A 24450-nucleotide genomic window follows, 5' to 3' on the forward strand; every position below is an offset into this window, starting at 1 on the left:
CACCATTCATCTAAAACGTAAGACAATGACCAAGAATATATTTCGAACCGCACTTGCTGCATCCATCTGCCTGGGACTCGCTTCTTGCAGTCTGAAGGAAGATCTGGGATCTACGCTCACCAAGAGCCAGGCCGACTCCGTAATCACAGTAGAGTCGCTGCTGAAAAATGCATATAATAGTTTACAGATGCCATACCAGGACTTCAGCAACAGCTGGGGTATGAGTGAAATGAGTACCGACGAAGCCGTAGGACCTACCCGTGCCGGCGACTGGGACGATAACGGCGTATGGCGTCAGTTACATGAACATACCTGGACTGCTGACCACTCACATATTCAGGGAACCTTCAATAGCTTGCTGCAATTGCAGTTTGCCGCTACCAACGTGATGAACTTCCACCCAACAGCGAAACAAGCTGCTGAAGCAAGGTTCCTCCGTGCATTATCTATGTACACCACCCTCGACCTTTGGGGACAGGTACCATTCAGGAATCCAGGCGACAACCTGTTGAATGCGCCTAAAGTATTGAAGCCACAGGAAACAATTGATTTCATGATTTCGGAGCTGAAAGCCATCATCCCTGATTTACCAGGTGGTATGGGAACGCCCGCCTATCAAGCAAATCAGAGTGCCGCTAAATTCCTGCTGATGAAAATATATCTGAACAAAGGCGCCTTCCTAAACAGAAAAGCACCTACGTTTGATGCAGGCGATATGCAATCTGTTATCAGCTATGCGGATGAAATCACTACTGCAGGATATTCATTGGCTAATAACTACTTCGACAATTTCGCTTATAACAACGATGCACTTAGCACCGAAAACATCTTCACACAACAAAATGGCCCAGGTCTGAGTACGGTGAGAAGTGGTAACAGTGCATATGCTCGTTGGAAGTTCACGCTACACTACAATCAAGACCCAAGTGGCTGGAACGGTTTCGCAACTTTATCTGACTTCTATGATTCATTTGAAGCTGCCGACACCCGCCGTGGTGGCCCTTACACCATTGTTACTGCTAACTCTGGATTAAATGTAGGCTTCCTGGTTGGTCAGCAATACGATAAAAATGGTGTTGCCCTGAAAGACAGAAAAGGTAATATGCTCAGCTTCACCAGAGAAGTAGCCCTGAAAGAAACAGGTAACAATCTTGAAGTGACTGGTATTCGTGTATTGAAATATCCGCCAGATTTCGTTACCAGCAACGGTAAAGCAAAAGATGGTAATGACGCCAGCAATGACTATGTATTTTTCCGTTATGCAGATGTATTGCTGATGAAAGCGGAAGCCTTGCTGAGAACAGGTCAGAATGGACCTGCACTTATACAGGTGAATATGCTAAGAGCGCAGAGAGGTGCTACCAACTTAGGTACGTTAGACCTCAATTCCCTGCTGGCAGAAAGGGGCCGTGAGCTTTATTGGGAAGGATGGCGTCGTCAGGACTTGATCCGTTTTGGTAAGTTCCTCGATCCATGGCAGCTGAAAACGCAGGATGACCCTAGAAACCTGCTGTTCCCAATTCCTACCAGCGCCCTCGCTGTTAACAAAAATCTTTCCCAGAACACTGGGTACTAATATTCAAGACCGTCACCGGTGGTTTCCACGACGCCGGTGACTGGTCATTCCCAATCTCTTCACCATAGCTTGTTTCACATTGTTATGCATCGGATCATATCCGGTGAAGGGATTTCTTTTTGAAAATTTTCCCGTCCATGTATAAAGTCAACTTGATTAAACGCAGTATACAACTTACAGGGGCCATACTACTGTTATGTATACACGCAAAGGCACAGTCGCCGGTCAGAATGCCTGGAAATATAAAGCAGGTAACGGTTAGCGGTCAGCAGGTAAAGATTAGTATGGATAATGCTTTTGCCGAAATAACAGTATACAGTCCGTCTGTAGTGAGAGTAAGGATGGATAAACAACCACTGAAGGCTGATTTCTCTTATGCGGTCATCTCCAAACCTACAACTACCAAAATAAATGTTTCCCAAAACACACAGGAAATACATATTACTACCGATTCATTACAGGTTAACATTGGAAAAACTCCTTTCTCCATTTCTTTCCTTACGCCAGATAATAAAGTGATCAATGAAGATGAAAAAGGATTGACAACCTCCTGGATCAATGACCAGGTAACTACTTACAAGAAATTACAGGACAACGAAAGATTTGTTGGGCTGGGAGAGAAGACCGGCAATCTCGATCGTAAAGGTGAAGCCTATACAAATTGGAACTCCGATGTATTCGGCTATGCCGTTAATAAAGATCCACTGTATTCCACCATTCCTTTCTACATAGGTATCCATCATCAGCTGAATTACGGGATCTTCTTTGACAACAGTTATCAGAGCGATTTTAATTTTGGTGCCAGCAACAACAGGTTTTCTTCATTTGGTGCCAGGGGAGGAGAGATGAATTATTATTTCATCTATCATCCGCATCTCAACGATATTATTAAATCCTATGCTGATCTCACAGGCTACATGCCTTTACCTCCGTTATGGAGCCTGGGATACCAGCAAAACAGATATAGCTACTATCCGGAAACGGAAGTAATGCGGATAGCACAAACCCTCCGCGAAAAGAAAGTACCGGCCGATGGCATCACCCTCGACATCCATTACATGGATGCTTACAAGCTTTTCACCTGGAATAAAGACAGATTCCCGGACCCCGCGTCTATGACAGCAAAATTGAAATCCATGGGGTTACATACTACTGTCATTGTGGATCCGGGAATCAAGGTGGAAGCTGGCTACCCTGCTTATGAAAGTGGCAAGGCAGCAGATATCTTCATAAAATATAACGATGGAGAAAATTATACTGGGCAGGTTTGGCCCGGATGGTGTCATTTCCCGGATTTCACCAGTGATAAAGGTCGCACCTGGTGGAAGGATCAGCTAAAAACGTATATGCGTCAGGGTGTGAGTGGTATCTGGAATGATATGAACGAAATAGCTACCTGGGGACAGAAAATGCCTGATAATGTACTTTTCAGCTTTGAAGGCCATCCAGCAACGCATATGCAGGCACATAACGTATATGGATTAGAGATGGCCCGTGCTAGCTATGAAGGAGCAAGAGCAGCCATGAAAGAACGGCCATTTGTGCTCACCAGGGCCGCCTATGCAGGATCTCAGCGCTATGCTGCTCTATGGACAGGCGATAACAGGGCCGAAGAAGACCATATGTTGTTGGGCGTGCGACTGCTGAGTAGCTTAGGTTTGAGCGGCTACTCCTTTACAGGCATGGATGCTGGCGGATTCACAGGCAATGCCACTGTTGGATTATATACCCGTTGGATGCAACTTGCCGCCTTCATTCCTTATTACCGTAATCATACACAAGTAAATACTAAATCAGCCGAGCCATGGGCTTTCGGTGAAGAGGCGCTGGAAATCGTCCGTAACTATATTAATCTACGCTATCATCTTCTCCCATATCTCTACAGTAAAATGTATGAAGCCAGTACCACCGCTATGCCTGTAGTTCGTACGCTGGCTATTGATAATACATATGATGCACAGGTATATGATCCACAATTCCAGAACCAATATTTATTTGGAGATGCGTTTATGATTGCTCCTTTTGAAAGTAGCGCCAGTTTTGGAAAGATATATTTTCCCGAAGGGAAATGGTATAACCTGTATAACGATGCAGTAACAAGCGGAAAAAAGGAAGATATCACTGCAATCAATATTAAGAGCTTACCCGTATATATTAAGGGCAGCAGTATTATTCCGATGCAGTCGTTGGTACAACATACAGGCGAACAACCCACAGATACGCTGCAACTGCATATTTACAAAGGTGAACAGGCCCATTTATTTACTTATTATGAAGATAATGGGAGCGATTATGATTATGAAAATGAAGGGTTTTACAAGAGAGACATCATCTATTCTGGCGCAGGCGGAAAACTGACACTGGACAAGGTTTCCGGCCACTACAATTCTAAATTCCATTATATCAGATTCATTTTGCATGGTTTTGAAGATAAGCAGCAGCTAACTGTCGATGGCAAAGCGATAGGCGTAACTGCTACGTCTTATTCGTTTTTGTCGCCAATATCCAGATTCGATCCACAGGGAACATTTGTTCCGGCAGACAGCTGTAAGGTACAGCAGTTTACTATTGCCAATTCCAATCAGCTTATTAACGTGGATTTATAAGAAGGGAACGGCCTTCCTGTTTTCAGGTGGGCCTTTCTTATATTAAATGGTGTTGAATGAATCATGTTCAGGTTCATTCAACACCATTTAATTTTTTCTTAATAGGTAAATTAACAACAACCCATTAACTTTAATGTGTGAAAGCCCGATCACATCTTTTTATTCTTCAAATAATTGATAATCAAGAATACTACCCTTTTAGTAAGTAGGATACTAAAAAGTGCCTACTTGTTAGAAAGGTGCTACACCAATAATTTTGTTTATAAATAAGACCCAAAAATGGAAAGAAGAAGTTTATTAAAACAATTAGCCCTGGCTGGTTTAGCAACTGCTATACCTTTCAGGAAGCTGCTGGCATCTGTTCCTTTAGCTCCCTCATCAAGACCATTCCACCAATCTAAATTAGGAGACCTGGAATTATATACCGTTACAGATGGATTCGTTCATTTCCCTCATATTCAACCTGACTTTGCGAAAGGTGTACCGCGTAAAGAAGTGGATGAATTGCTGATCAAGAACTTCCGTTCCGTCAACGAAATGGACCTGGGTATAAACATATTGCTGATAAAACGTCAGGATAAATTTATTCTGATAGATACTGGCGTTGGCGGAGCATTTGGAAAAGACTCTGGCTGGCTGCAGTCTTCACTTGCAGATGCAGGCATCTCTCCAAATAGTGTATCCGATATCGTTATATCGCATGGTCACCCGGATCATATCGGCGGTGTGCTTAATAGTGATGGACAGCTTGCATTTCCGAATGCAACCATACATATCAGTAGAATAGAATACGATTTCTGGATGGCTCCTACACAGGATTTCTCTAAATCCACCTTCGAAAATAAAGAGCTGTTGCACACCTTCACATTGGCTACACAGAAAACACTGACTACCATCAAACCTAAGCTTCACCTGTTTGAAGATGGCGATAAATTGTTGGACTGTATCCGTCTGGAACTTGCACCAGGACATACACCTGGACATACAGTGACGCATATATTCTCTAAAGGAGAAGAAGTAGCACACATTGCAGATTTGGTACACTCAGATGTATTGCTGTTCCCACATCCTGAATGGGGCTTCAATGGTGATACTGACCTCCAACAAGCAGCGGCAACGCGTAGGAAAGTGCTGGCAAACCTCGCCGAGAAAGGCACCAAAGTATTTGCCTATCACTTACCTTGGCCAGGCGTTGGACACGTCAGAAAAAATGGAAAAGGATTTGAATGGGTAGCTGAAACCTACGCTATCCCTGGATAATATCATACTATTACGAAAGGCTGCTGAGAGCAGCCTTTCGTTTTATAAATAATATAACAAAGGTGAAATAGATAATTGTACTTATTAATGGCAACCCGATCAGTTCAAAATAACTAATATAATAGGACCAACTGGATGGTAAGGTATCTCTGCTGGTAAAAAATATAAAGACGAATATTGCCTGTGCGAAGTACCCCAAAATAACTACTGATAATACAACACAGGAAATGACAATACTCTCCCGAAATTCTTTCTTAAGAAAAAATAACATCGGTATACCCTTGAAAATTATCGGTAATCCAACTAAACAAGCTTCTACCCCTAGATATCGGCTACTAACGTCTTTGTCAGTAAAACATTCGTAAATATAATTTCCACAATTTAACAATAAGAGTAGCCATATAATCACCATGGCTATACTATTTGAAATTTCAAAGTATGGTTTCTGAATAAGTTTAAGTCTAGGTACAAATAAGGACGATAACAACACCAGTATTGAAGAAATAATATACCCAATACAGGACCAGGAAAGGAATTCAAATAGGTAATACAAATACATAGGTTGTACAATATACGTTATTATTCATTTCTACTTACCTCTAAACTCAGTACATTAATAGTAACCTCGCCTTAACATTAAGTTCATGATATGTTAACCATCCATTTTAACATTTCATGTTGCCCTTATTATAGCTTTGTTGTTAATGCGTTCCCGTTCTACCATATTGCTTACCCTTCTCATTTTCAGGATATTCTTTATTCCTGTATGGTATAGCTGCAACGTACATCAATTCAACGACCCCGCATCTACCTTCGAGCATATACGTATTCATAAAAGACGTTCCTGGCTGATTGAAGAAAAAGCCACTGCCGAAGCTATCCAGTTCGAAGAGCAACAGCAACAAAGAATCATCCCGCTGATAAGGCTCATCGCAAAATTATTCTTCTCTGTAAGAGCTATAACACAAAAGGTTTCCTCTCCATTTACTGTGAGCGATGGTCCGCTGTTCCTGCGACATCGTGTCCTTAGAATATGATACTCCCCTTACTATTCCCGTTTGCGCATATACGCATCTAATGGAATAGCATTTCATTTCTCTATTGCATTCGTTCTGTGGCCATAATCGGCCATAGGGACGGCTATTGTCTATTCGCCTTGTCAAACAAACTTACATTATGCGAAAGCTATCAGTTTTATTGTTCCTTTTTTCACTATTACTCCCTATACTTATTTTTACTCCCGCCGCTGTACAAGCACAAACAGCCCAGGTAATTACTGGTAAAGTGGTAGATGCAGAAGATGGCTCACCTGTAATTGGAGCAATCATTACCATAAAAAATTCTAAGAAAGGTGCTGTCACCAATGCCAACGGGAACTTCACCATAAATGGTAAAGCAGCAGATGTCATCAATGTTAGCTTCATCGGTTACAAACAAGCCACTATTACTATTGGCAATGAAGCCACCCTCAATATTTCACTACAACGTGATAACAAAGCACTGAGCGAAGTAGTGGTTACTGCCTTGGGCATCAGCAAGCAGTCTAAAGCACTGGGATATGCGGTTCAAACAATTAATTCCAGACAATTGACAGCAGCACCAGACCCCAACTTAATCAACAATATCGGCGGTAAAGTTGCTGGTGTATTCGTTACCAATGGCGGCGCTGGCGTAGGGTCCACATCACGTATTGTTATCAGGGGAGAAAACTCTTTCAATGGTTCCAATCAACCGCTGTTCGTTGTAGATGGTGTACCTATTAATAACGAAACATTCTTTAATAATGCCATCGAAAACTCTTCTAACCAAGGTACCTGGGCAGAGGTAGACTGGGGAAATGGCGCAGCAGAAGTAAATCCCAATAACATTGCCAATGTAACAGTGCTGAAAGGCTCCACAGCGGCAGCATTATATGGTTCCCGCGCAGCTAATGGCGCAGTTGTACTGACCACACAAAAAGGCGCCAGCGAGAAAGGAAAGATAGGCGTCACCGTTAACAGTACTACTACTTTCGAATCTCCTTTAAAATTACCTCGCCTGCAAAACGAATATGGCGCCGGCGTCAATGCTTATCCTTTGAGCGGCACACCTAATACTTATCAATTCGTAAATGGTGGCGGCGGCAACGAAAACAACATTCCTAACTGGGGCCTTAAATTCGATCCTAGTGTAAAAGTTAATCAATTCGACAGTCCTACCAGCGATGGTTTACAAGCTGGCGATCTCATTTTGCGTGGCCTCAATCCTGGTGCTTCCGTTACTGCAACACCTTGGGTCGGCCATGCCGATCACTTCAAAAACTTCCTGCAGACAGGTCTTACAACCCAGAACAGTGTTGGCTTTGGTGGCACAACCGACAATGGCAGCTATCGTTTTTCAGTAGATCAGATGTATAACAAGGGTATCCTGCCTGGAACAGATCTGAAACGTTATGGCGTTGCACTTCGCGCCAATCATCGTTTCAATGATAAACTTACCTCCGATTTCTTTATCAATTATATCAATAGCAGTAGCAGTAATCGCCCCAACATCGGCTATGGCTCTGAAAGCGTGATGTACACCTTCTTTGGTGTATATGGAATGCCTATTAACATCGATATCAATTCACTAAAGAAACAATGGCAGACAGGTAGAAATCAACAAAATCAATTCCGCTACTGGAATAACCACGACAACCCCTACGTGACCCTGTTCGATAATACTAACAGCTTCAATAAAAATCGTGTTATCGGTAATGCGTCCTTGAAATATGCCATCACTCCGCAGTTTGATGTAATGCTTAGAACTGGTTCTGATTTTTATGCCGATATGAGAGAAGGACATCGCGCTTTTACCAGTGTCCGATTCCCTACTGGTGGCTTCAGAACGGATAATGTCAATTATTTCGAAAACAACACTGACTTCCTCGTTAGCTACCACAAAAAACCAAGTAAATTATTCAATGTAAGTGCTTCCGTAGGTGGCAACCGATTTATGCAGAACATCACCTATACACGCGATATCGCTAATTCATTGATTACGCCAGGCTTGTATAATTTCTCCAATGCACAGAGCCAATTGCCAACACTCTATCAGAAGTTTGATAAAGTAGTATATAGCTTATATGCTTTTGCAGATTTCGACTATAAAAGCCTGATCTACCTGAATATTACCGGTAGAAATGATCATTCAAGTACACTGCCAAAGGGAAATAACTCTTATTTCTATCCATCAGCATCTTTGAGTGGTATTATCTCTGATATGGTATCACTGCCTCACGCCATTTCCTTCCTGAAAGTACGTGTATCCGCAGCACAGGTAGGCCGCGACGCAGACCCATATTCTATCAACAATACCTATGTTACCAACACCCCTTTCAATAATTATCCATTGACTACAGGTAACAACGTATTGGCGAACAACAATCTAAAACCATCATCTACCACTACTACCGAAGCTGGCATCGAAATAAGATTTCTGCACAACAGATTGGGCCTGGATGCAACTGTTTATCAGTCTAATACAAAAGATGAAGTGGTGCAATTGCCAATCGCTGTATCATCTGGCTATACCAATGCTTATGTCAACGGTGGTAAAATCAACAACAAAGGGATTGAGCTAATGCTAACGGCAGCGCCTATACGCTCATCACATCCGGGAGGTTTCAACTGGGACATGAACTTCAATTTCAGTCATAACGTAGGTAAAGTTGTTTCCTTACCAGATGGCATCGACACTTATGTATATGCACAGGTAACACAGTACGACCGCTACTATCGCGCGATTCAATATGACGCCAAAGTAGGTCAGCGTTTAGGTAATATGTATGGAAATGCTTTTGTAAGAGACCCACAGGGAAATATTGTTTATAAAAATGGGGTTCCTCAATTTACCACTACACAAAATGCATTGTTAGGTAATTACAATCCTGATTTCATTCTCGCCTGGAATAATGAGTTCAGTTATAAAAACTTTAACCTGAGCTTTCTTTGGGACTGGCATCAGGGAGGTAAGTTCTTCTCTTACACCGAACTCGGAGTACTGGCAGGTGGCATGTCTGTTGAAACCCTGGATGGCCGTCAGACGGGTATTATAGGCAAAGGCGTTATGTTGGATGGATCAGGAAAATATGTTCCTAACACCGTGAAAGTTGACGCAGCTACTTACTATAATGGCTACTATAACGCGTCCAACAACGAGGCTTTCATGTATGATGCATCATATATCAAATTACGTGAGCTGCGTTTAGGATATACCTTTAAAAACATCTTCGGTAATGCTGCTGGCGCTAAGCTAAACTTCTCGCTGATAGGAAGAAATATCCTTGAATTCACCAAAAACAAAGATGTTGACCCTGAGACGTTGGCGCTTCGTGGTCAGCAGATACTGCCTGGTACAGAGTTCCTGAGCATTCCTTCTACTAAAAGCCTCGGATTTTCTCTGGGTCTTACTTTCTAGTGAATTAAACATAATCGAAACATGAAAAAGTATATATATATCCTGGGTATTGGTATTACTACATTGCTGGGCGCCTGTTCGAAAGAACTCACCAATGCTAATAAAAATCCTAATGCCCTTGAACAGGCAGACCCGACTACCTTGCTGTCAAATACTATCGTAACGGAGTTCTACAACAACTCAAACATCGTATGGACGCTGGGTAACGGCTATAGTCAGTACATGACCTTCAGCCAATCTTATTACGATCAGCCTACCAGATATTCACCTGTCACTAACGAGCCATATTGGATACCGTTGTTTGAGGCAGCACGCGATGCCAATACATTGTATGCACTGGCACAGCAAAGGAACAATCCTATGCTGCAGGCAGCGGCACTCACTTTGCGCTCCTATGCATTTGCACAGCTGACAGAGCTTTGGGGCGATATTCCTTTCCTCCAGGCTTTAAAAGGCAATACAGGCGTGTATACGCCAGCGTATGATTCGCAGCAAACAGTCTATACAGATCCGGGCCAGGGTATTATTCCGAGCCTGAGAAGAGCTGATAGTCTGTTAAAAGCCAATCCAGCAGGCCTGATAGAAGGAGACATGTTGTATGCTTCTAATGTCAGCAACTGGAGAGCTTTCATCAATGCACTTAGGTTGCGGTACCTGTTAAGGGTTTCATCCAAGGTGGATGTATCTGCCGAGATGCAGTCTATTATAGCAGATGGCGCTATCATGCAGAGTGCCGCACAAAGCGCTGCATTAGCACTCCCATTGGTTACGCCGTATAACTTTGTGAGTTTGACTGAGCGTTCTGGCGACTTTGCAGTGAAATACATGAACAGTACTTTATACAGTCAGTTTGTGGCTACCGGCGATAGCTCTCGCATCGGTGCTTACTTTGCGGTGAATAGCCAGACTACTGCCGGCGCACCATTCAGCTTCAACAATTACGGCGGTATGCCACTAGTAGTGGATGCGACCACTGATCAGACCAATCAGAGTTCTAACTTCAATGCCTCCTTTACAAAAGGCACTAATCCTGCGTTGATAAAAGCCAGAGTGATTACTTATGCCGAACAGCAGTTCATCCTTGCAGAAGCAGCTATTAAAGGTTATATCACTGGCGGAACCGGTACAGCAACCACCTATTACAACAGCGGCGTAACAGGTGCATATGCCGAAATTGGCTTGAGTGCCAGCAACGCTTCTAACTATCTCGCACATACGGCGGTAGCATTGGATAACTCAGCGCAAGCCAATGCGTTAAAGCAGATCATCACTCAAAAATGGTTGGTGAATATCAATAATGGGTTTGAAGGCTGGATAGAGTATAGGCGTACAGGTTATCCTGTTTTCCAAACAGGAGGCGCAGCAAATATGAACAATGGCGTTATCCCAACACGCTTCTTGTATCCAACATCCGAGCAAACTATCAATAATACGCACTACACGACAGAAATTGGTGCAATGGGCGGAAAAGAAACCACTACCTATAAGGCCTGGTGGGAAAAATAACATTATGATCGTCGGACAATGGCAACCATTGTCCGACGATTCACTTCAATAAACAAGTCAAATATGACGTATACGCAGGCGGAAATACAGGAACTGTTTATTAAGTTTAGCCGGTTGGGAAGATATGAAGATAGACTCAAGTTGTATGATCAGTATTTTAACATTCTTCCATTTACACTACCTCCATTTGATACCAATCTTTATAATTTTTTCTCTGATAAAAACCTGGAACAATTCGATGCCATCCTTTATCAGGAAAGGAGATGCAGCATAGAACTAAAAAAATATTTTCAGTTTGAAAAAGAACAATACACCTTCAATATCAAACCAGTAAACTCCAATTACTTTGCTATTAACACTTATTTCATTGAGCGTTTTTTGCATACAAAAGAGTATATTTTTTCTCAACTACAACAAGACGAAGTCTATTCAGCAGACCAACTCTTATTTATTGCCAGAGACATGGTGGCAGTCCTTGAAAAGAAAATAAACCGTGACCTAAGAAGAAATGCACTTACACAGTATGCAACAGTTTTCTTGAAAGGCCTTTCTGATTTCAATACCTGGAAAGTACCGTCAGCAACGGCTCGCCGAAAGAAAATCATTGAGTTATATATGTATGCCATTGGATTTTTATATGGAGAATATATGCATGCATTGCAGTATTACCAGGTAAAAACCGAGATAGAAAATGTGCCGGTGGGTATTGAAGAGAAGTTGATGTTATTGCAAGAATTTGGCTTTATTGATGCTATCAGAAATCGTTTCCCCTTTTTAAACAAAGCCGACCTAGACAGCAAGATAGCAGAGATTATCCACAGGATAACAGGAGAAAAGATTTCCTCATTTTTTGGTGTTACCAAAAGAAGGTAGGAGAATTAATGTGCCGGATAAACGACGCCAAATTTTTTCGCGGATTCACTGAGTGGAGGCAATCCTTTTTCCTTTCTTATTTTTCTACATTGGCTTCATCTTCTATTGGTGCTAATTGCAATTTATCAGTATTATAGCCAGTTACAGAATCTTTTATAGGCATATATTGTGTACCATAAAGTTGTTTGCCCTCTTTTTCTAATTTAACCCGGTCAATCATTTTTACCAACATACTCCACTCCAGTTCTTTGCTTTCTGTGGCGCGAGTAAAGAGTGGCAAATATTTTTCCTGTTCAGCTAGTGTCGCGTGTTGAATTACCAGGAAGCAAGCCGTAGAAGCATTCTCACCATACACACTTTTTCCTGGATTTCCCATGGAGTCCAATATTACTTTTACACGTTTCAGGTTAATGGCATCAAGACGCTCTTGTTTCTTCCACAGAGCGATATTTTCACCAGCAGTAACGGATTTACTCAGTTGTTCGCGGTAACGTTGGTCATCATCATAGATCTGGTTCAATTCAGCACGTAGCGATGCTATCCGATGATTATCCACATTACAGGCCAACAGCAAGAATATAAGAGGTAACTTTTTCATAAAATGGAATTACCTAAAAAGATACAACATTCATTTTGTTATCTCACTGCATACCTGAAATTAAATTCGCTGCATTTTGACCGCTACTCAACGCCGCCTCAACTGTGCCCATGGCTGGACCATCATAAAGGTATTCACCAGCAAAAAAGATTGTCTGTTCTATGGTTTGTGTCAGGACTTTCCTTGCTGCAGCACTACCTACTTTATCATAAGCGTAGGAGCCTTTGGTGTAAGTAGCTGTTGTCCAATTAGCTACATGCCAGGCAGTGAGGTCATTTTTAAGTGAAGACAAAGAGAGTTGAAAAATATTACTCAGTGATTGTAAAGTTAGCTCCAGTATTCCTTCAGGTGACAAGTCTTTCTTAGTGTCAGCAGGAGGGCCTCCCAGCCATCCGGTGAGCAAAGGACTATTAACAGAGGTTTGCGTCCAGAAAGTGGGTACTTGCTCAGCAGACGTTACCAGTAGGGTAGTAGAAGGACTATTCTCTGGCGAATTGAAATTTTTATTTGTTGTCCAGAATGGCTCCTTAAACGCAAGTAAAATCTTAATGATAGCGCCGTAGCCAATATCCTTCAAGGCTGCTTCCTGGTGAGGAATTGCTGGAACGAATGTAAGGGCGCCATCCTGTGGTGCGGAGGCCTGTAGTATGCCTAGCGGTAATGCTACGATCACTTTAGGCGCAAAATATTTACTATTATCTTTTGTAGAGATGCTTACCTTATCATGCTGCCATTGTATTTCAGTAGCTACTTTATTCAGGAAAATTTCACTTCCTGCTGCGGTGACAGTATCAGCAAGATATTGCATTAGTTTACCATAGCCGGCATCAATACGGTATTGTGCATCATCATCTTCATGACTCCATTCCTGCCGAACCGCAAAAGTGCTGATATCATCTACATTTCCGGTATCATATCCATTTACAAATCCTTCAATTTGGGCACGCATGTGAGTGTATTCATCTGAGGAGAAATGTTCTTGCAGAAATTTCCTCAGGGGCATATCATCTTCCTGCTGATACATTTTTTCCAGGAGCATATCCCAGCCAGTCACGGCTTCATCGCCTTCCAGGAATGCTCCATTTTGAGAGTGCAGCATTTTGAAGCTCGTTTTCGTATAGGCGACACCGGTTTCATTTAATAAGTTTAATGTAACCGGCAAATTCCCATGAATAAACTCTGCGCCTAATTCAGCCTGGGAAAAGTTATGCTCATTATTCACGGTATGAATTCTTCCACCGATACGATTCCGTGCTTCCAATACAGTAACGGTTTTTCCTGTCTTAATAAGCGTATATGCGGCCATGAGTCCTGCAGCACCTGCGCCAATAATAATAACATCCGGTTGTTTCATGAGCTGAGTTGATCCAGCAAAGTAAGTAAATTGATGTGAATAGAATGTTATTGGGGAAGGCATGAAATACAAGCCAATTGTAAAACAGGCTTTCACTTAAATCCTTAGAAATGAGGATTGATCGCAGGTAATTGCTGGAGTAAAATTCTTTTCAATATAGATGATACTGATGATGGAGTGTTGTTCAATTCAAATTATCTGCGATCTAAATTTTATACTACAATGATTCCATGGTATTATTTTCCACATTAAATACTGGCAATCCTTTAATACACGTGTACCTTTGAGGGCCTGTCAGGTAACTCAATTGCCCATTTTTATCCCTGCTTTCCCGGAAATGAGAAATTACGTATCCCTCTTCCAGATTAACGACTTTCAGCGGTCCTAATCGTTCTTTTTTCACAAAATAGGCGTTGTTGCCATAGGAATTTGAACCTACAAAACAATATCCCTTTTCTTCTGCCAGCAGGCATAATGCTTTCAAGGAAGCGCCAAAATAAAGGTTGCTGTAATGTTCTTTTTCCCGAACAAAATCTGCCTTATAGGGTATTGTCAATGGCCGTTCTATGCCCATAACACTATTATATTCAATTACTACGATAGCTGGCTGAACAACATTGATAGCCTTCCAGATCCAGTAATCATTGCCATCGATATCAATTGACAATAGTCCGATTTCGCCAGATATACCACTTTCAGTAATTAACTGATTTATATTTTCTGCGGTAATGAATGAGTGTATGACGTTCAGGTTATGTTGATAGTAGATCTCATCTGTTTTAATATAATCAACACTTTTTTTGCCTCCATCGATCAGTATACCACTCCAGTTATCGTTTTTCAGCAAGAACCGCGTGTTTGACTCCACATAATTCTCCACCCCAAATTCTATGAATACTTTATTGGAAACGTCTACTTTATGAATGAGATACTGAATAATGCCATCATCTCCGGATTGGGAAAACACTTTGAACTCTGCCTCTGTAAGATTATTCAAAACTGGGAGCTGCTTGTTTTGCCTTGCAAGGATTTTTCCAAGCAATAGAATATCTGTTTGCTGAGTTTTCCTGGTTGCATATAATGAATGGTACAAAACATTCACAAGTTTTTTTAATCGTGTCATCTGGAGTTATCTGTGGTAATAAAATGCAGAATTCAGCATTTCAACGTTACAGCAAATTTATTGTTCATTTCGAACCACATATAATGTGCGAATAATTAACACCTAAATACAAGCACTACCATATGTTCATTATTTATGGGAGTGATAGATTTATTAACTTTTTTTCGGCTGAATGGTTATAATATATTCTGTATACTTTTCTTTTTTAAGAAAATCTCATTTCATTGTTTTGAATTCATATCCAAATGACCCCTAATTCATCAATACCAAAGTATTTTTTCAGTCTGGACGCCATCAGAGGCTTCGCCGCACTTATTGTTGTCTTGTGTCACTGGCAGTTTTTTTTCTATAAGAATTATTTCGATATGACAACAACTATTGCAGAAATGCCCTTACCGCTGTATTCCTGGCTTGCAATTTTTTACAATCATGCCTTTTTTGCTGTTGATTTGTTTTTTCTTCTCTCCGGATTTATCTTTTTCTGGTTCTATGCGGATAAGATTAGCAATCGAGAGACCTCTTTCAATAATTTTATTTGTTATAGGATTACGAGGCTATATCCTGTACATTTTATCACATTGCTCGCGCTGGCATTTCTACAGCCTATGATGGTTAAGGCGAGTGGTGGCCCTTTTATCATGCGGAATAACGATGCTTACCATTTTATATTAAATCTTCTGGTGATCCATAGTTGGGGATTTGAGAGTCTTCCTGTATTTAATGGTTTTAATGGTCCTTCCTGGTCTGTGTCAGTGGAGTTTTTCCTTTATCTACTATTCTTTCTTATAAGTTTTAGACGGTTACAACATAAAATAGTATGGTTGATAGGGTTTACAGTGACAGGAGCCATACTTCAACATTTTTATTCCATGATAGGGCAGGGTATTTATTCATTTTTTCTCGGCGGGTTGGTATTTCATTTTTACAAATGGTTGCTGACAAGAAAAAATGTTGAAAGATTGGCAATAATTGTCACGGGAATTGCAGTCATTCTTTGGTTGATTGTGTTAACAGAATATGCATTTTCGTATATCCGGCATTTCAGCATGCATTTAATGCAGCATTTTTTGCCAGGAAAAAACCAGGTTTTTTATACGGCACTTTTTGATCTGTCAAGAAATACATTCTTCCGCACTTTCGTTTCACCGGCTACGGTTCTATCTCTGGCAATGCTGGAAACGACCATAGGCAGTTTGAAGGTAAAATGGCTACAGGTATTGGGAAATGCCAGTTACGCGATTTACCTGATTCACTTCCCGCTGATGGTTACTTTCGCTTTGGTTACGTCCATATGTGGCATTGACCGTCAGGTATTTCAATCACCGTATACCTTGATGCTTTTCTTTGCCATTCTGATACCATTGAGCATTGTCATTCATTATTATTTTGAACTTCCCATCCAAAAATCTGTCAGGGGCAGGCTGGTTAAAAAACCATTACCTGTTAGCGTAATAATCAAAGATTCGCCAATTGATTGAGTATTGCTTATGAGAGTGCGTCTTTTTTGGGCGGTGCATATCTGGCTAACGCGCTTGGGGCAGTAGTCATTAGGTAGATAAAAAAAGGCTTTCAGCGCTATACCGCTAAAAGCCTTTCTGAGTCTGTGCTCCCAACAGGGCATGATCCTGTGACCCCCTGATTATGAGTCTCTAATATTCATCTTTTCAGTTGCTTTCAGTTACTGCTGATTACGTCCAGAGTCCGCTCCCCTGGCTTTTTCTATTGAATTTATACCTACACTTGCATCATATCATTTCGGGATATTTTTCAGGAACATGTATCAAAATATGTATCAAAAATCATTACTGAAGTTATCATGAAGCAGGATAGGGTAAATATCAAAGTGGTGCCAGACATTCGAAGGGTCAAGCACGGGGAGCGGTTCCCGCTGAAGCTCCGTATAACCTACAAGGGAACACGAAAATACTACGCTACCGGCTTTGACGCCACAGCGGCGGAATGGGATCTGCTGAACACTGCTGAAGCCAAAGGCGGCCTCCGGCATATCCGCCAGGAGATAGCTATCATCGAAAAAGATGCAGAACGCTGCTGCGAGGGGATCGTGCCTTTCTCCTTTTCCCAGTTTGAGTCCAGTTTCTTCGAAGAGAGGATTTACACGGAATCCGTGGAGACGTTATATAATAACTATATCGCTGAACTGAGGTCCAAAGACCAGCACGGTACTGCGGATTCTTACACGACTTCCATCAACTGCCTGAAGAAGTATCGGCGGAGTCCGCAGCTGGGACATATCAATAAAGAATATCTGGAAGGTTTTGAGGCCTGGATGCTTTCCCGTGGCCGCTCTATCACCACTGTGGGCATTTACCTGCGTCCACTGCGTACCATTATGAATATCGCCCGTGAAAATGGCCTTATAAAGCCAGAGGCTTACCCCTTCGGGAAACGGAAATACATCATCCCTACCGGCAAAAACATTAAGAAGGCCCTGAGCAAAGCACAACTGAAGCAGATCTTCGAATATCCCACCGATCCCGGTTCCGGCATGGAAAAGGCAAAAGACTTCTGGATATTCAGCTACCTCTGTAATGGTATCAACATCATGGATATTGCCCTGCTGAAGCACCGGAATGTACATTCCACCTACATAACCTTCCTCCGGGAAAAGACGAAACGTACCACCAAAGGGAATCCGGTTAACATTGTAGCCACCCGGAACACATACATTGACCAGATCATCCGCAAATGGGGCCAGCCATTCACTCACGCCGAAGGCTATATTTTCAACATAGCCGAAATCGGCGACGACTCAGAAACCATCCGCAAGAAAGTAAAGCAGTTCACCAAGAATACTAATAAATGGATGAAGAAGATAGGTGAGGAGCTAGGCTTTGATATGCCGGTGACTACCTACGTCGCCCGGCATTCATATGCTACGATACTTGTTCAGAGTGGCGCTCCGCTAAAATTGGCCAGTACCAACCTGGGGCATCAGAGTTTGATGACCACGGAAAGGTATTTTGCCGGGTTTGAGATGGGGGTGCAGGAGGAGTATGCGAGGAAGTTGGTGGAGTTTTGATGTAAAAGCAATCATATAAGCCGCGATACCTAATTAGGCAGTAGCGAAGTTAGGTCGATAAATGCTTGCCGACATATCCCACGTAAAGAGTCGTTGTTTTCTCGTCCGGATAAATATGAATACGCAAAGCAGCAGTGCTAATTTTTGCATGCAACTCAAATACAACATGCTGACCGTCTGGCAATGCAAATGTTCTTTCTCTTTTGCATTTTTTATTATTCATAGTCGTATCAGATTCGCCGGATATTTCTAATCCATGGACTTTGCAAAAATCATGATAAGTGAATCCTCCACTTACCCACTTGCTTGCCAAATCATTTAACAGACGTAGCTTTTCTACTACAACATTAAAGGCCAAAGAGTTACCAAAAGAAAATAATTGAGCTTCTACACCCTCACATAAAACAAGTTTTGGAAACAAGCATTGTCTTCTGGCAAAAATATTCTTATATGTAGTTGTTGAATTACAATATGCTCGAAAATTTAGCAAATCCTGCTTATTGCTTACTTGACGCTCCTTTGATGTACTGCATTTTGTGAAGTCTATACCCATGAATCCATTACAATCATTTGGAAATCTCGTATCAAACTCCGTCTCTGATTTTATTTCAGGTTCAATAGACTTTATTTGTTCTAAAAATTTCACGACAGCATTTGTTTCTTGATATCCTTTATCAAAAAGTTGGTAAAACGATGCTAATGAGTAAATTGATTCACTCTTAGAAAAAATTTCACAAGATCCCGGTTGTGACCTCACTTCTATAAGGTCCACTATACCATTAAAAAAGGTATCAAGATCTTGTATATCAAATGATTGATTTAGGAGATAGAGGTTATTCATCCCTTCCGAGCTTTAAACAATTCGACAAAATCGATTTGGGTTTGATCAAAAAAGCCAGAGGGCCATTCTGACAGCTCCCCTTTTTCTGACATAGATATTGTTGCAATACTGGGCTGAACTGCACCATCTTTGTGACTAAAAAAATTAATACTTACATGATCATTGGGTATTTCTTTTTTAGCCACTGCGATTTGTATTCCATTTAGTACATGATCACTATGGGTTTCAACTATGACATTCACACCATTTTTTGCTAGCATCGCTAAGAATTGTCCAACCTTTGACTGAGCCGCAGGGTGCAGATGGGCTTCTGGATTTTCCACAACAAAAATGCTTCCAGAGGCTGCTGTTAATCCAGTTACAATTATTGGTAAAACATAACTTATTCCAAAACCCAAATTGGTAGCTAAAGCCGGGTCTGAGGTTGTGTAGTAATTCTCTAATAGGATCTGGCCTGACAAAGTCTTAGGGTCTGTAATTGCAACGACTCTTGTTCCTGGAATAATATATTCTAACCAGCTATTAGTTTGATCCTTAAGGAAACTACTTCCAGTATTGGGAAACTTTCTTTCCTGAGCGACTTTCCAAAAACCAGATTCCAAATCAAGAAGTTGGGCGGTAAATTCCCCTTGATATCCAGCATTCGGAAAATTTGAGTGTTGAATACTTTGGGATACTCTAGGTCCAATTCGTTCAGCATTCAAATAATAAAACTCCCACTTCAACACCGGAGACTCTTTTGCATGATATGTTGAACAATCATTTATCCTAAGAAATAGTTGTGGCTCCTGGTTGTTTGCATGGTAACTTACAAAGAATTCACCCTCTGTAAATTTAAAAGCAATAGATATATATTCTTTATTAGATCTATGATTAATTACATGACTACTATTACCCAGGGCCAATAGGTAACCAGAGTTAAGTGGGACATCAGTTCCAAGTAGTTCTTCTTCTGCTGCTACATAGTAACCACCCCATAGCTGCATGTTCTCTTCAATTGAATTCCTAAGTAATAATAATGCCTGAACTGTGGTACTTTTTCCATTACCATTAGCACCAGCGAAAACCGTTAATCTATTGATAGGTATTTCTACTTCCTCAAAACACTTAAAATTTGAAATTTTTAAGTAATTCATATTATTTGATTAGTTCTTTGTCAATAATTTTCTCAGCTGCATTAAAGGCTGCTTGTATATTGGCTTTGGAATTGGTACTGAATGACAGGTAACTTAGAAGATCATAATCGTCATTTATAGCCTTTGCCAATGGGGTTACCAATGCCTTGAATAAGTTATTTTTTTGAATTGACTCTTCCTTGTACTTGCTAAGCAATACCGACCAACTTACGAAGAGGGCTTTATTGACTAATTGCTTCCTAGCTCCGGGGATCAGGTCTTTAGGCTGACACTTTCTAAATGTATACTCACCAAATAAATGGTAAGAATTAAGCATGGCTCTGTCAAACAATTTAATCATATCTGTCATATCCAATTTCTTATCCTTACTTAATTCTTCTGTCAACAGATTAAGTTCGCTTTCTATATTTCCACTATAGGTATTTATAGACTTATCTTCCTTATACCTTTTGTTAAACAAAATAAAGCGTAGCGCTAATTCCTGAGCCTCCATTCGAACATCTTTAACACTATTCCCTGTGGCTTTACTGAAGCTAGGTAGGTTTGCCATTTCCCTTAATCCATTTCTCAGTTGATCACTTGATAAACAATTTCTGATCTCTTGAGCATTCAATGGCTGACCACCTGTGTTAATTCTTCTAAAAATATCATATTTGAGGTTAAAGGGTGAAGATGCATCTATGACATTCACAGTAATTTGGGTCATATTAAACCACCGAAAATATTTCCCATCAATTGCCTCTTTTTCTTCCTTTGATGAATAATATTTATTTTCACAGTTATTATTACCCTTATTCAAATATTCAAGCTTGGTAAGTTTGAATTTATTATTCATAAATTCATGAACAGTATTAAGTCGTTGTAAACCATCCACCACTGCTATTCTTCCATCTTCATCTTGAGAAAAATAAAACATTGGTAACGGGATTCTTAAGAGAATTGATTCAATTAGTCTCGACTTTCGCTGATTATCCCAGACTAAATTTCGTTGAAAATCGGGAGTTAGATTAATATCCCTTGATTCAATCATATCGTAAATCTGTCTTAAAGAGAATTGTTTTGTGTCTACTCTAATTCTGTCTGGATCGTAAGGTGTTATACCATCCCCTTCTATCTCGTTATCTTCTGTCCCAAGCGACGCCTGTTGTGGATCTATAAGTAGTAGTAGTTCATCTAATCTTACTCTTAAAGATTCTTCAGTTTCGTCTACCTCCTCATCTATATTTAAAATCTCAAACTTATTGTTCCTCAGTTCTAATTTTATATAATATTTGCCACCGCTTAATGGCACTAGAGAATAGATATTTGACTCTTCTGGCTTATCATTAAAATGAAGAGGCTTTAATCGAATTTCTTCTCTGTTTTTAAGCTTTATACTTACTTCCATAACTTAAAAATGTTCTCAATTGAATAATTGCAAGTATCACAGATTTTCAAATCTTTAGTTTGGGGTATTCCTATATTGGAAATTAGAAAAATAACTGATGCCAGTCTCGTATAATATTGGATGATTCAAAAACCCTCCCCAAAAAACTCCTCCATCGTCATTCCAAACGCGCTCACCACCTTCACCAGACTACTAAAACGAAGGTCTTTTCCTTGCTCATAGCGACCATACTGGGCTCTTGGGATATTATTTTCATATGCGAAAACTTCATAGTTTTTGTATCCTGCTTTGATGCGGAGTTCCTTAATTCGGGCACCCAACTTTACTAGCTGTTCATCAGGATCCAGCTGTACTTTCTTGGAGCTTTCTTTTTTACTATCCATATACTAAAATAAATGAATAGTTTACAAATGAGTAACCCTTTATATGTTACTACTCAAAAGAAACCACTTATATTTTACTACTAATTAGTAGTAATTAGTGATTTTTTACTTAATTTGCTAACAAACAACATTGTTATGAAACTGCTATCAGGTTAGAAAAACTCAAAGTCTTATTTTAGTGATCTAAAGATATTTCAAGCTTCTTGCTTTAGATCTCGTCCTGGAAAACTGGTAATTTGAAAGGCGACGAGGGATACAAGGTGAGTAGCCCATGCTATGGCGCATGGGCTCACTTAGTCGTCGCCAGGTATACCAGTACCTCCAGAACACTTTGTTGGGCCTTGCGCTTTTTTATGCCTTCCCCCCAACACTCCCAAATAGATATCAGCATTAAACTGAACGGCTTTAAACACCGTACTAGAGTCGCTTTGACTTATCATAAGGAATTAACCCTCAAAATCTACTAACTAAAAAACATTATAGAGATGAAAAATTCAGAAAATGTACTTTCTGCCTTTCACGAGCACTTTACAAAAATGCCGTTGCAGTTTCGGGAAAGAGTATGCGAGGAATGCAATTGGAGTATCCCAACATTTTATAGAAAGATGCGCTACAGTCCTATAGTTCATGCTGATGGAAGCAGTGCTTCAATAATTAGCAAAGCTGAAAAGGAGAGTATCTTACGAATTATAAGGGAGACAGTAATCAATACACACAACAAAATTCCTGAGCAATACTCATAAATGAAGAACGGCAATTGCTTGGAGCAATTGCCGTTAATATTTCTAGCGCCGTATTTTCCTTTTCTTCTTCTTTTTGAACTCATTTATAGCAGCCAGATTTTCACTATAATGAGTATCAACAGGGCTGAGCAAATCCCGGATAATACCGCCAACCAGAATTCCCGCTTCCTTTGTGTTTTCAGGTGTTTCAAAGTTCCGTCGTGAATGCTCTTCACCAATTGAGCTAGTTCGTTTATCTCTCTGCGCAGGTGTACGCTTTCTGTTTGAAGTACCCGAAACTCCTGCGTCGACCTTTCCAGATGCGCTCTGTGCAGGCGCTGCTGTTCGTTTAAAGTCGTCAGATACAATTGTTTGATAGACTGCACCATCTCTAACACCTTGGCATAATCCAATATCTGATAGGATGGATCTTGTCCTAAGGTTTGCTTCGCATATTGTTGTATGATCTCTTTCTTGTTCATAGTTTAATGATCCTTTTAACTGTGTCCACTTAAAACCATTGCCCAGTGCCGATCCTTTAAAAATCAAGCCCTCAAATCCGTAGCTAATACCACTCACAAAACCTGTCTGGGCCTGATTAAATAATACATTTACACCACGTACCTCCAATGACTGAATAAACTCACCAACAGAGCGACTTTGCTTTTGAGCATGACTAACAATTGTCTGAAGTTTAATTTTTACAGATAGTTCGTCAGTACGTTTCATCATCTCCATTTCATTCTTTGTCATACTGCGTTCCACGGCTTGCCTGCTGGATGCTACAGGAGTGAGGTTATATTTCTTTTCGAGGGTTCTAATCACTTTTTCACTGCGGGCATAGTCATTACTATCTGAAACAACTTTACCATCAAACCCTATTCTATTCACCAGAATGTGAATATGTGGATGATCTGCATCCCTATGCCGGAAAACTATAAACTGGTGCTGATTAAACCCCATCTCCCACAAATAATCCCCGGCAATAGCCTTCATCTGCTCATTGGATAAATTCTCTTTAGGCGGAAAATTCAAAGAGGTATGATAAAAGTACTGCTGAAGATTAGGCCGCAAAGCCTTTATCATAGCTACTTCCTTCATGATTCCATTCTCCGCTTTGCTGGCAAAATTTGTTTCCAATACCTCGGCAACACCTTTTTCTACTTTAGCCAGATTATATCGCAATGCACCCCTAAATCCTTTCCCCTTAACCTGATCGCCCGTCATCTACTAATAATTTTATTGCATGGTTAACGGTTTTAGATAGCTGTATTAGAATAGATAGATATTCACCTGGTGACTCATTTCTATTGATCCAGTGTGTAGCCTGATTTAGATTTACACCAATCCGGTGCAGTTCCCGGTATAGGTCAATTTCAATGGGAGAGTGTTTTATTGGCGGAAACTTGCCTGCAAATAATTTCTGTCGGATTAGATTGGCAGGTGTAATCCCTACCGCTTTCGCCAGGTCATTAACCCGCTGATTTTCTGAGAAGGTCAATCGTATATTGACCTGCACTACACGTTTTTCACTTTCTTTTTTTCTTGGTCTTGCCATAGTTTCAGGTATTAGAACGAAGTGACCATCAATTTTTCAAGCCGTTGAAG

18 protein-coding genes are annotated in these 24450 nt (G+C 40.7%); 9 read left to right on the forward strand and 9 right to left on the reverse strand.

Features of this window, described 5'->3' with window-relative positions; genetic code table 11:
• The first annotated feature begins 25 nt into the window (after positions 1-25).
• The 7 genes from ACE38W_RS11450 to ACE38W_RS11480 all read left to right on the forward strand — a co-directional run bounded on the left by ACE38W_RS11450 (position 26) and on the right by ACE38W_RS11480 (position 12258).
• A complete protein-coding gene (locus ACE38W_RS11450; protein ID WP_375830967.1) occupies positions 26-1576 on the forward strand; it encodes a RagB/SusD family nutrient uptake outer membrane protein in 1551 nt (516 codons plus the stop codon).
• A gap of 137 nt (positions 1577-1713) precedes the next feature.
• The gene (locus ACE38W_RS11455) at positions 1714-4182 is read left to right on the forward strand and encodes a TIM-barrel domain-containing protein (RefSeq protein WP_375830968.1); all 2469 of its coding nucleotides are present in this window, start codon (positions 1714-1716) and stop codon (positions 4180-4182) included.
• A gap of 279 nt (positions 4183-4461) precedes the next feature.
• Positions 4462-5442: an MBL fold metallo-hydrolase gene (locus tag ACE38W_RS11460; protein ID WP_375830969.1), complete on the forward strand. Its 981-nt coding sequence runs from the start codon at positions 4462-4464 to the stop codon at positions 5440-5442.
• A gap of 704 nt (positions 5443-6146) precedes the next feature.
• Positions 6147-6479 carry a hypothetical protein gene (locus ACE38W_RS11465; RefSeq protein WP_375830971.1) on the forward strand — a complete coding sequence of 111 codons (333 nt, stop codon included), beginning with the start codon at positions 6147-6149 and terminating at the stop codon, positions 6477-6479.
• A 139-nt stretch (positions 6480-6618) separates the two neighbouring features.
• On the forward strand, positions 6619-9879 hold the full coding sequence (locus ACE38W_RS11470) for a SusC/RagA family TonB-linked outer membrane protein (RefSeq protein ID WP_375830972.1): 3261 nt from the start codon (positions 6619-6621) through the stop codon (positions 9877-9879).
• Between the two features lie 21 nt (positions 9880-9900).
• Complete coding sequence (locus ACE38W_RS11475; protein ID WP_375830973.1) at positions 9901-11385, forward strand: SusD/RagB family nutrient-binding outer membrane lipoprotein; 1485 nt, start codon at positions 9901-9903, stop codon at positions 11383-11385.
• A 63-nt stretch (positions 11386-11448) separates the two neighbouring features.
• Complete coding sequence (locus ACE38W_RS11480; RefSeq protein WP_375830974.1) at positions 11449-12258, forward strand: hypothetical protein; 810 nt, start codon at positions 11449-11451, stop codon at positions 12256-12258.
• 76 nt (positions 12259-12334) lie between these two features.
• On the opposite strand, the gene ACE38W_RS11485 is transcribed toward ACE38W_RS11480, so the two are convergent.
• From ACE38W_RS11485 to ACE38W_RS11495, 3 genes are all read right to left on the reverse strand, one after another.
• Positions 12335-12856: a DUF6624 domain-containing protein gene (locus ACE38W_RS11485; RefSeq protein ID WP_375830976.1), complete on the reverse strand. Its 522-nt coding sequence runs from the start codon at positions 12854-12856 to the stop codon at positions 12335-12337.
• Positions 12857-12899: 43 nt separating this feature from the next.
• Positions 12900-14210, reverse strand: a complete 1311-nt coding sequence (locus ACE38W_RS11490) for a flavin monoamine oxidase family protein (protein WP_375830978.1) — start codon at positions 14208-14210, stop codon at positions 12900-12902.
• A gap of 217 nt (positions 14211-14427) precedes the next feature.
• Positions 14428-15207, reverse strand: a complete 780-nt coding sequence (locus tag ACE38W_RS11495; RefSeq protein ID WP_375830980.1) for a hypothetical protein — start codon at positions 15205-15207, stop codon at positions 14428-14430.
• Between the two features lie 371 nt (positions 15208-15578).
• On the opposite strand from ACE38W_RS11495, the gene ACE38W_RS11500 reads away from it, so the two are divergent.
• A complete protein-coding gene (locus ACE38W_RS11500) occupies positions 15579-16811 on the forward strand; it encodes an acyltransferase family protein (RefSeq protein WP_375830982.1) in 1233 nt (410 codons plus the stop codon).
• Between the two features lie 338 nt (positions 16812-17149).
• Complete coding sequence (locus tag ACE38W_RS11505; protein ID WP_375830984.1) at positions 17150-18373, forward strand: tyrosine-type recombinase/integrase; 1224 nt, start codon at positions 17150-17152, stop codon at positions 18371-18373.
• 49 nt (positions 18374-18422) lie between these two features.
• Here the strand turns inward: ACE38W_RS11505 and ACE38W_RS11510 are convergent, their stop codons facing one another.
• From ACE38W_RS11510 to mobC, 6 genes are all read right to left on the reverse strand, one after another.
• Entirely contained in the window at positions 18423-19214 is a 792-nt protein-coding gene (locus ACE38W_RS11510; protein ID WP_375830985.1) for a hypothetical protein, read from the reverse strand.
• Positions 19211-20350: a DUF3696 domain-containing protein gene (locus ACE38W_RS11515; protein WP_375830986.1), complete on the reverse strand. Its 1140-nt coding sequence runs from the start codon at positions 20348-20350 to the stop codon at positions 19211-19213. The genes ACE38W_RS11510 and ACE38W_RS11515 overlap by 4 nt, the downstream gene beginning before the upstream one ends.
• 1 nt (position 20351) lies before the next feature.
• Entirely contained in the window at positions 20352-21737 is a 1386-nt protein-coding gene (locus ACE38W_RS11520) for a DUF262 domain-containing protein (RefSeq protein WP_375830987.1), read from the reverse strand.
• A 125-nt stretch (positions 21738-21862) separates the two neighbouring features.
• Complete coding sequence (locus ACE38W_RS11525) at positions 21863-22120, reverse strand: helix-turn-helix domain-containing protein (protein ID WP_375830988.1); 258 nt, start codon at positions 22118-22120, stop codon at positions 21863-21865.
• Between the two features lie 785 nt (positions 22121-22905).
• A complete protein-coding gene (locus tag ACE38W_RS11530) occupies positions 22906-24069 on the reverse strand; it encodes a relaxase/mobilization nuclease domain-containing protein (RefSeq protein WP_375830989.1) in 1164 nt (387 codons plus the stop codon).
• Positions 24050-24400, reverse strand: a complete 351-nt coding sequence (gene mobC / locus ACE38W_RS11535) for a plasmid mobilization relaxosome protein MobC (protein WP_375830990.1) — start codon at positions 24398-24400, stop codon at positions 24050-24052. Before mobC ends, ACE38W_RS11530 begins: the two co-directional genes overlap by 20 nt.
• Positions 24401-24450: the final 50 nt, after the last annotated feature.

Source organism: Chitinophaga sp. Hz27 (assembly GCF_042263525.1).
Taxonomy (GTDB): domain Bacteria; phylum Bacteroidota; class Bacteroidia; order Chitinophagales; family Chitinophagaceae; genus Chitinophaga.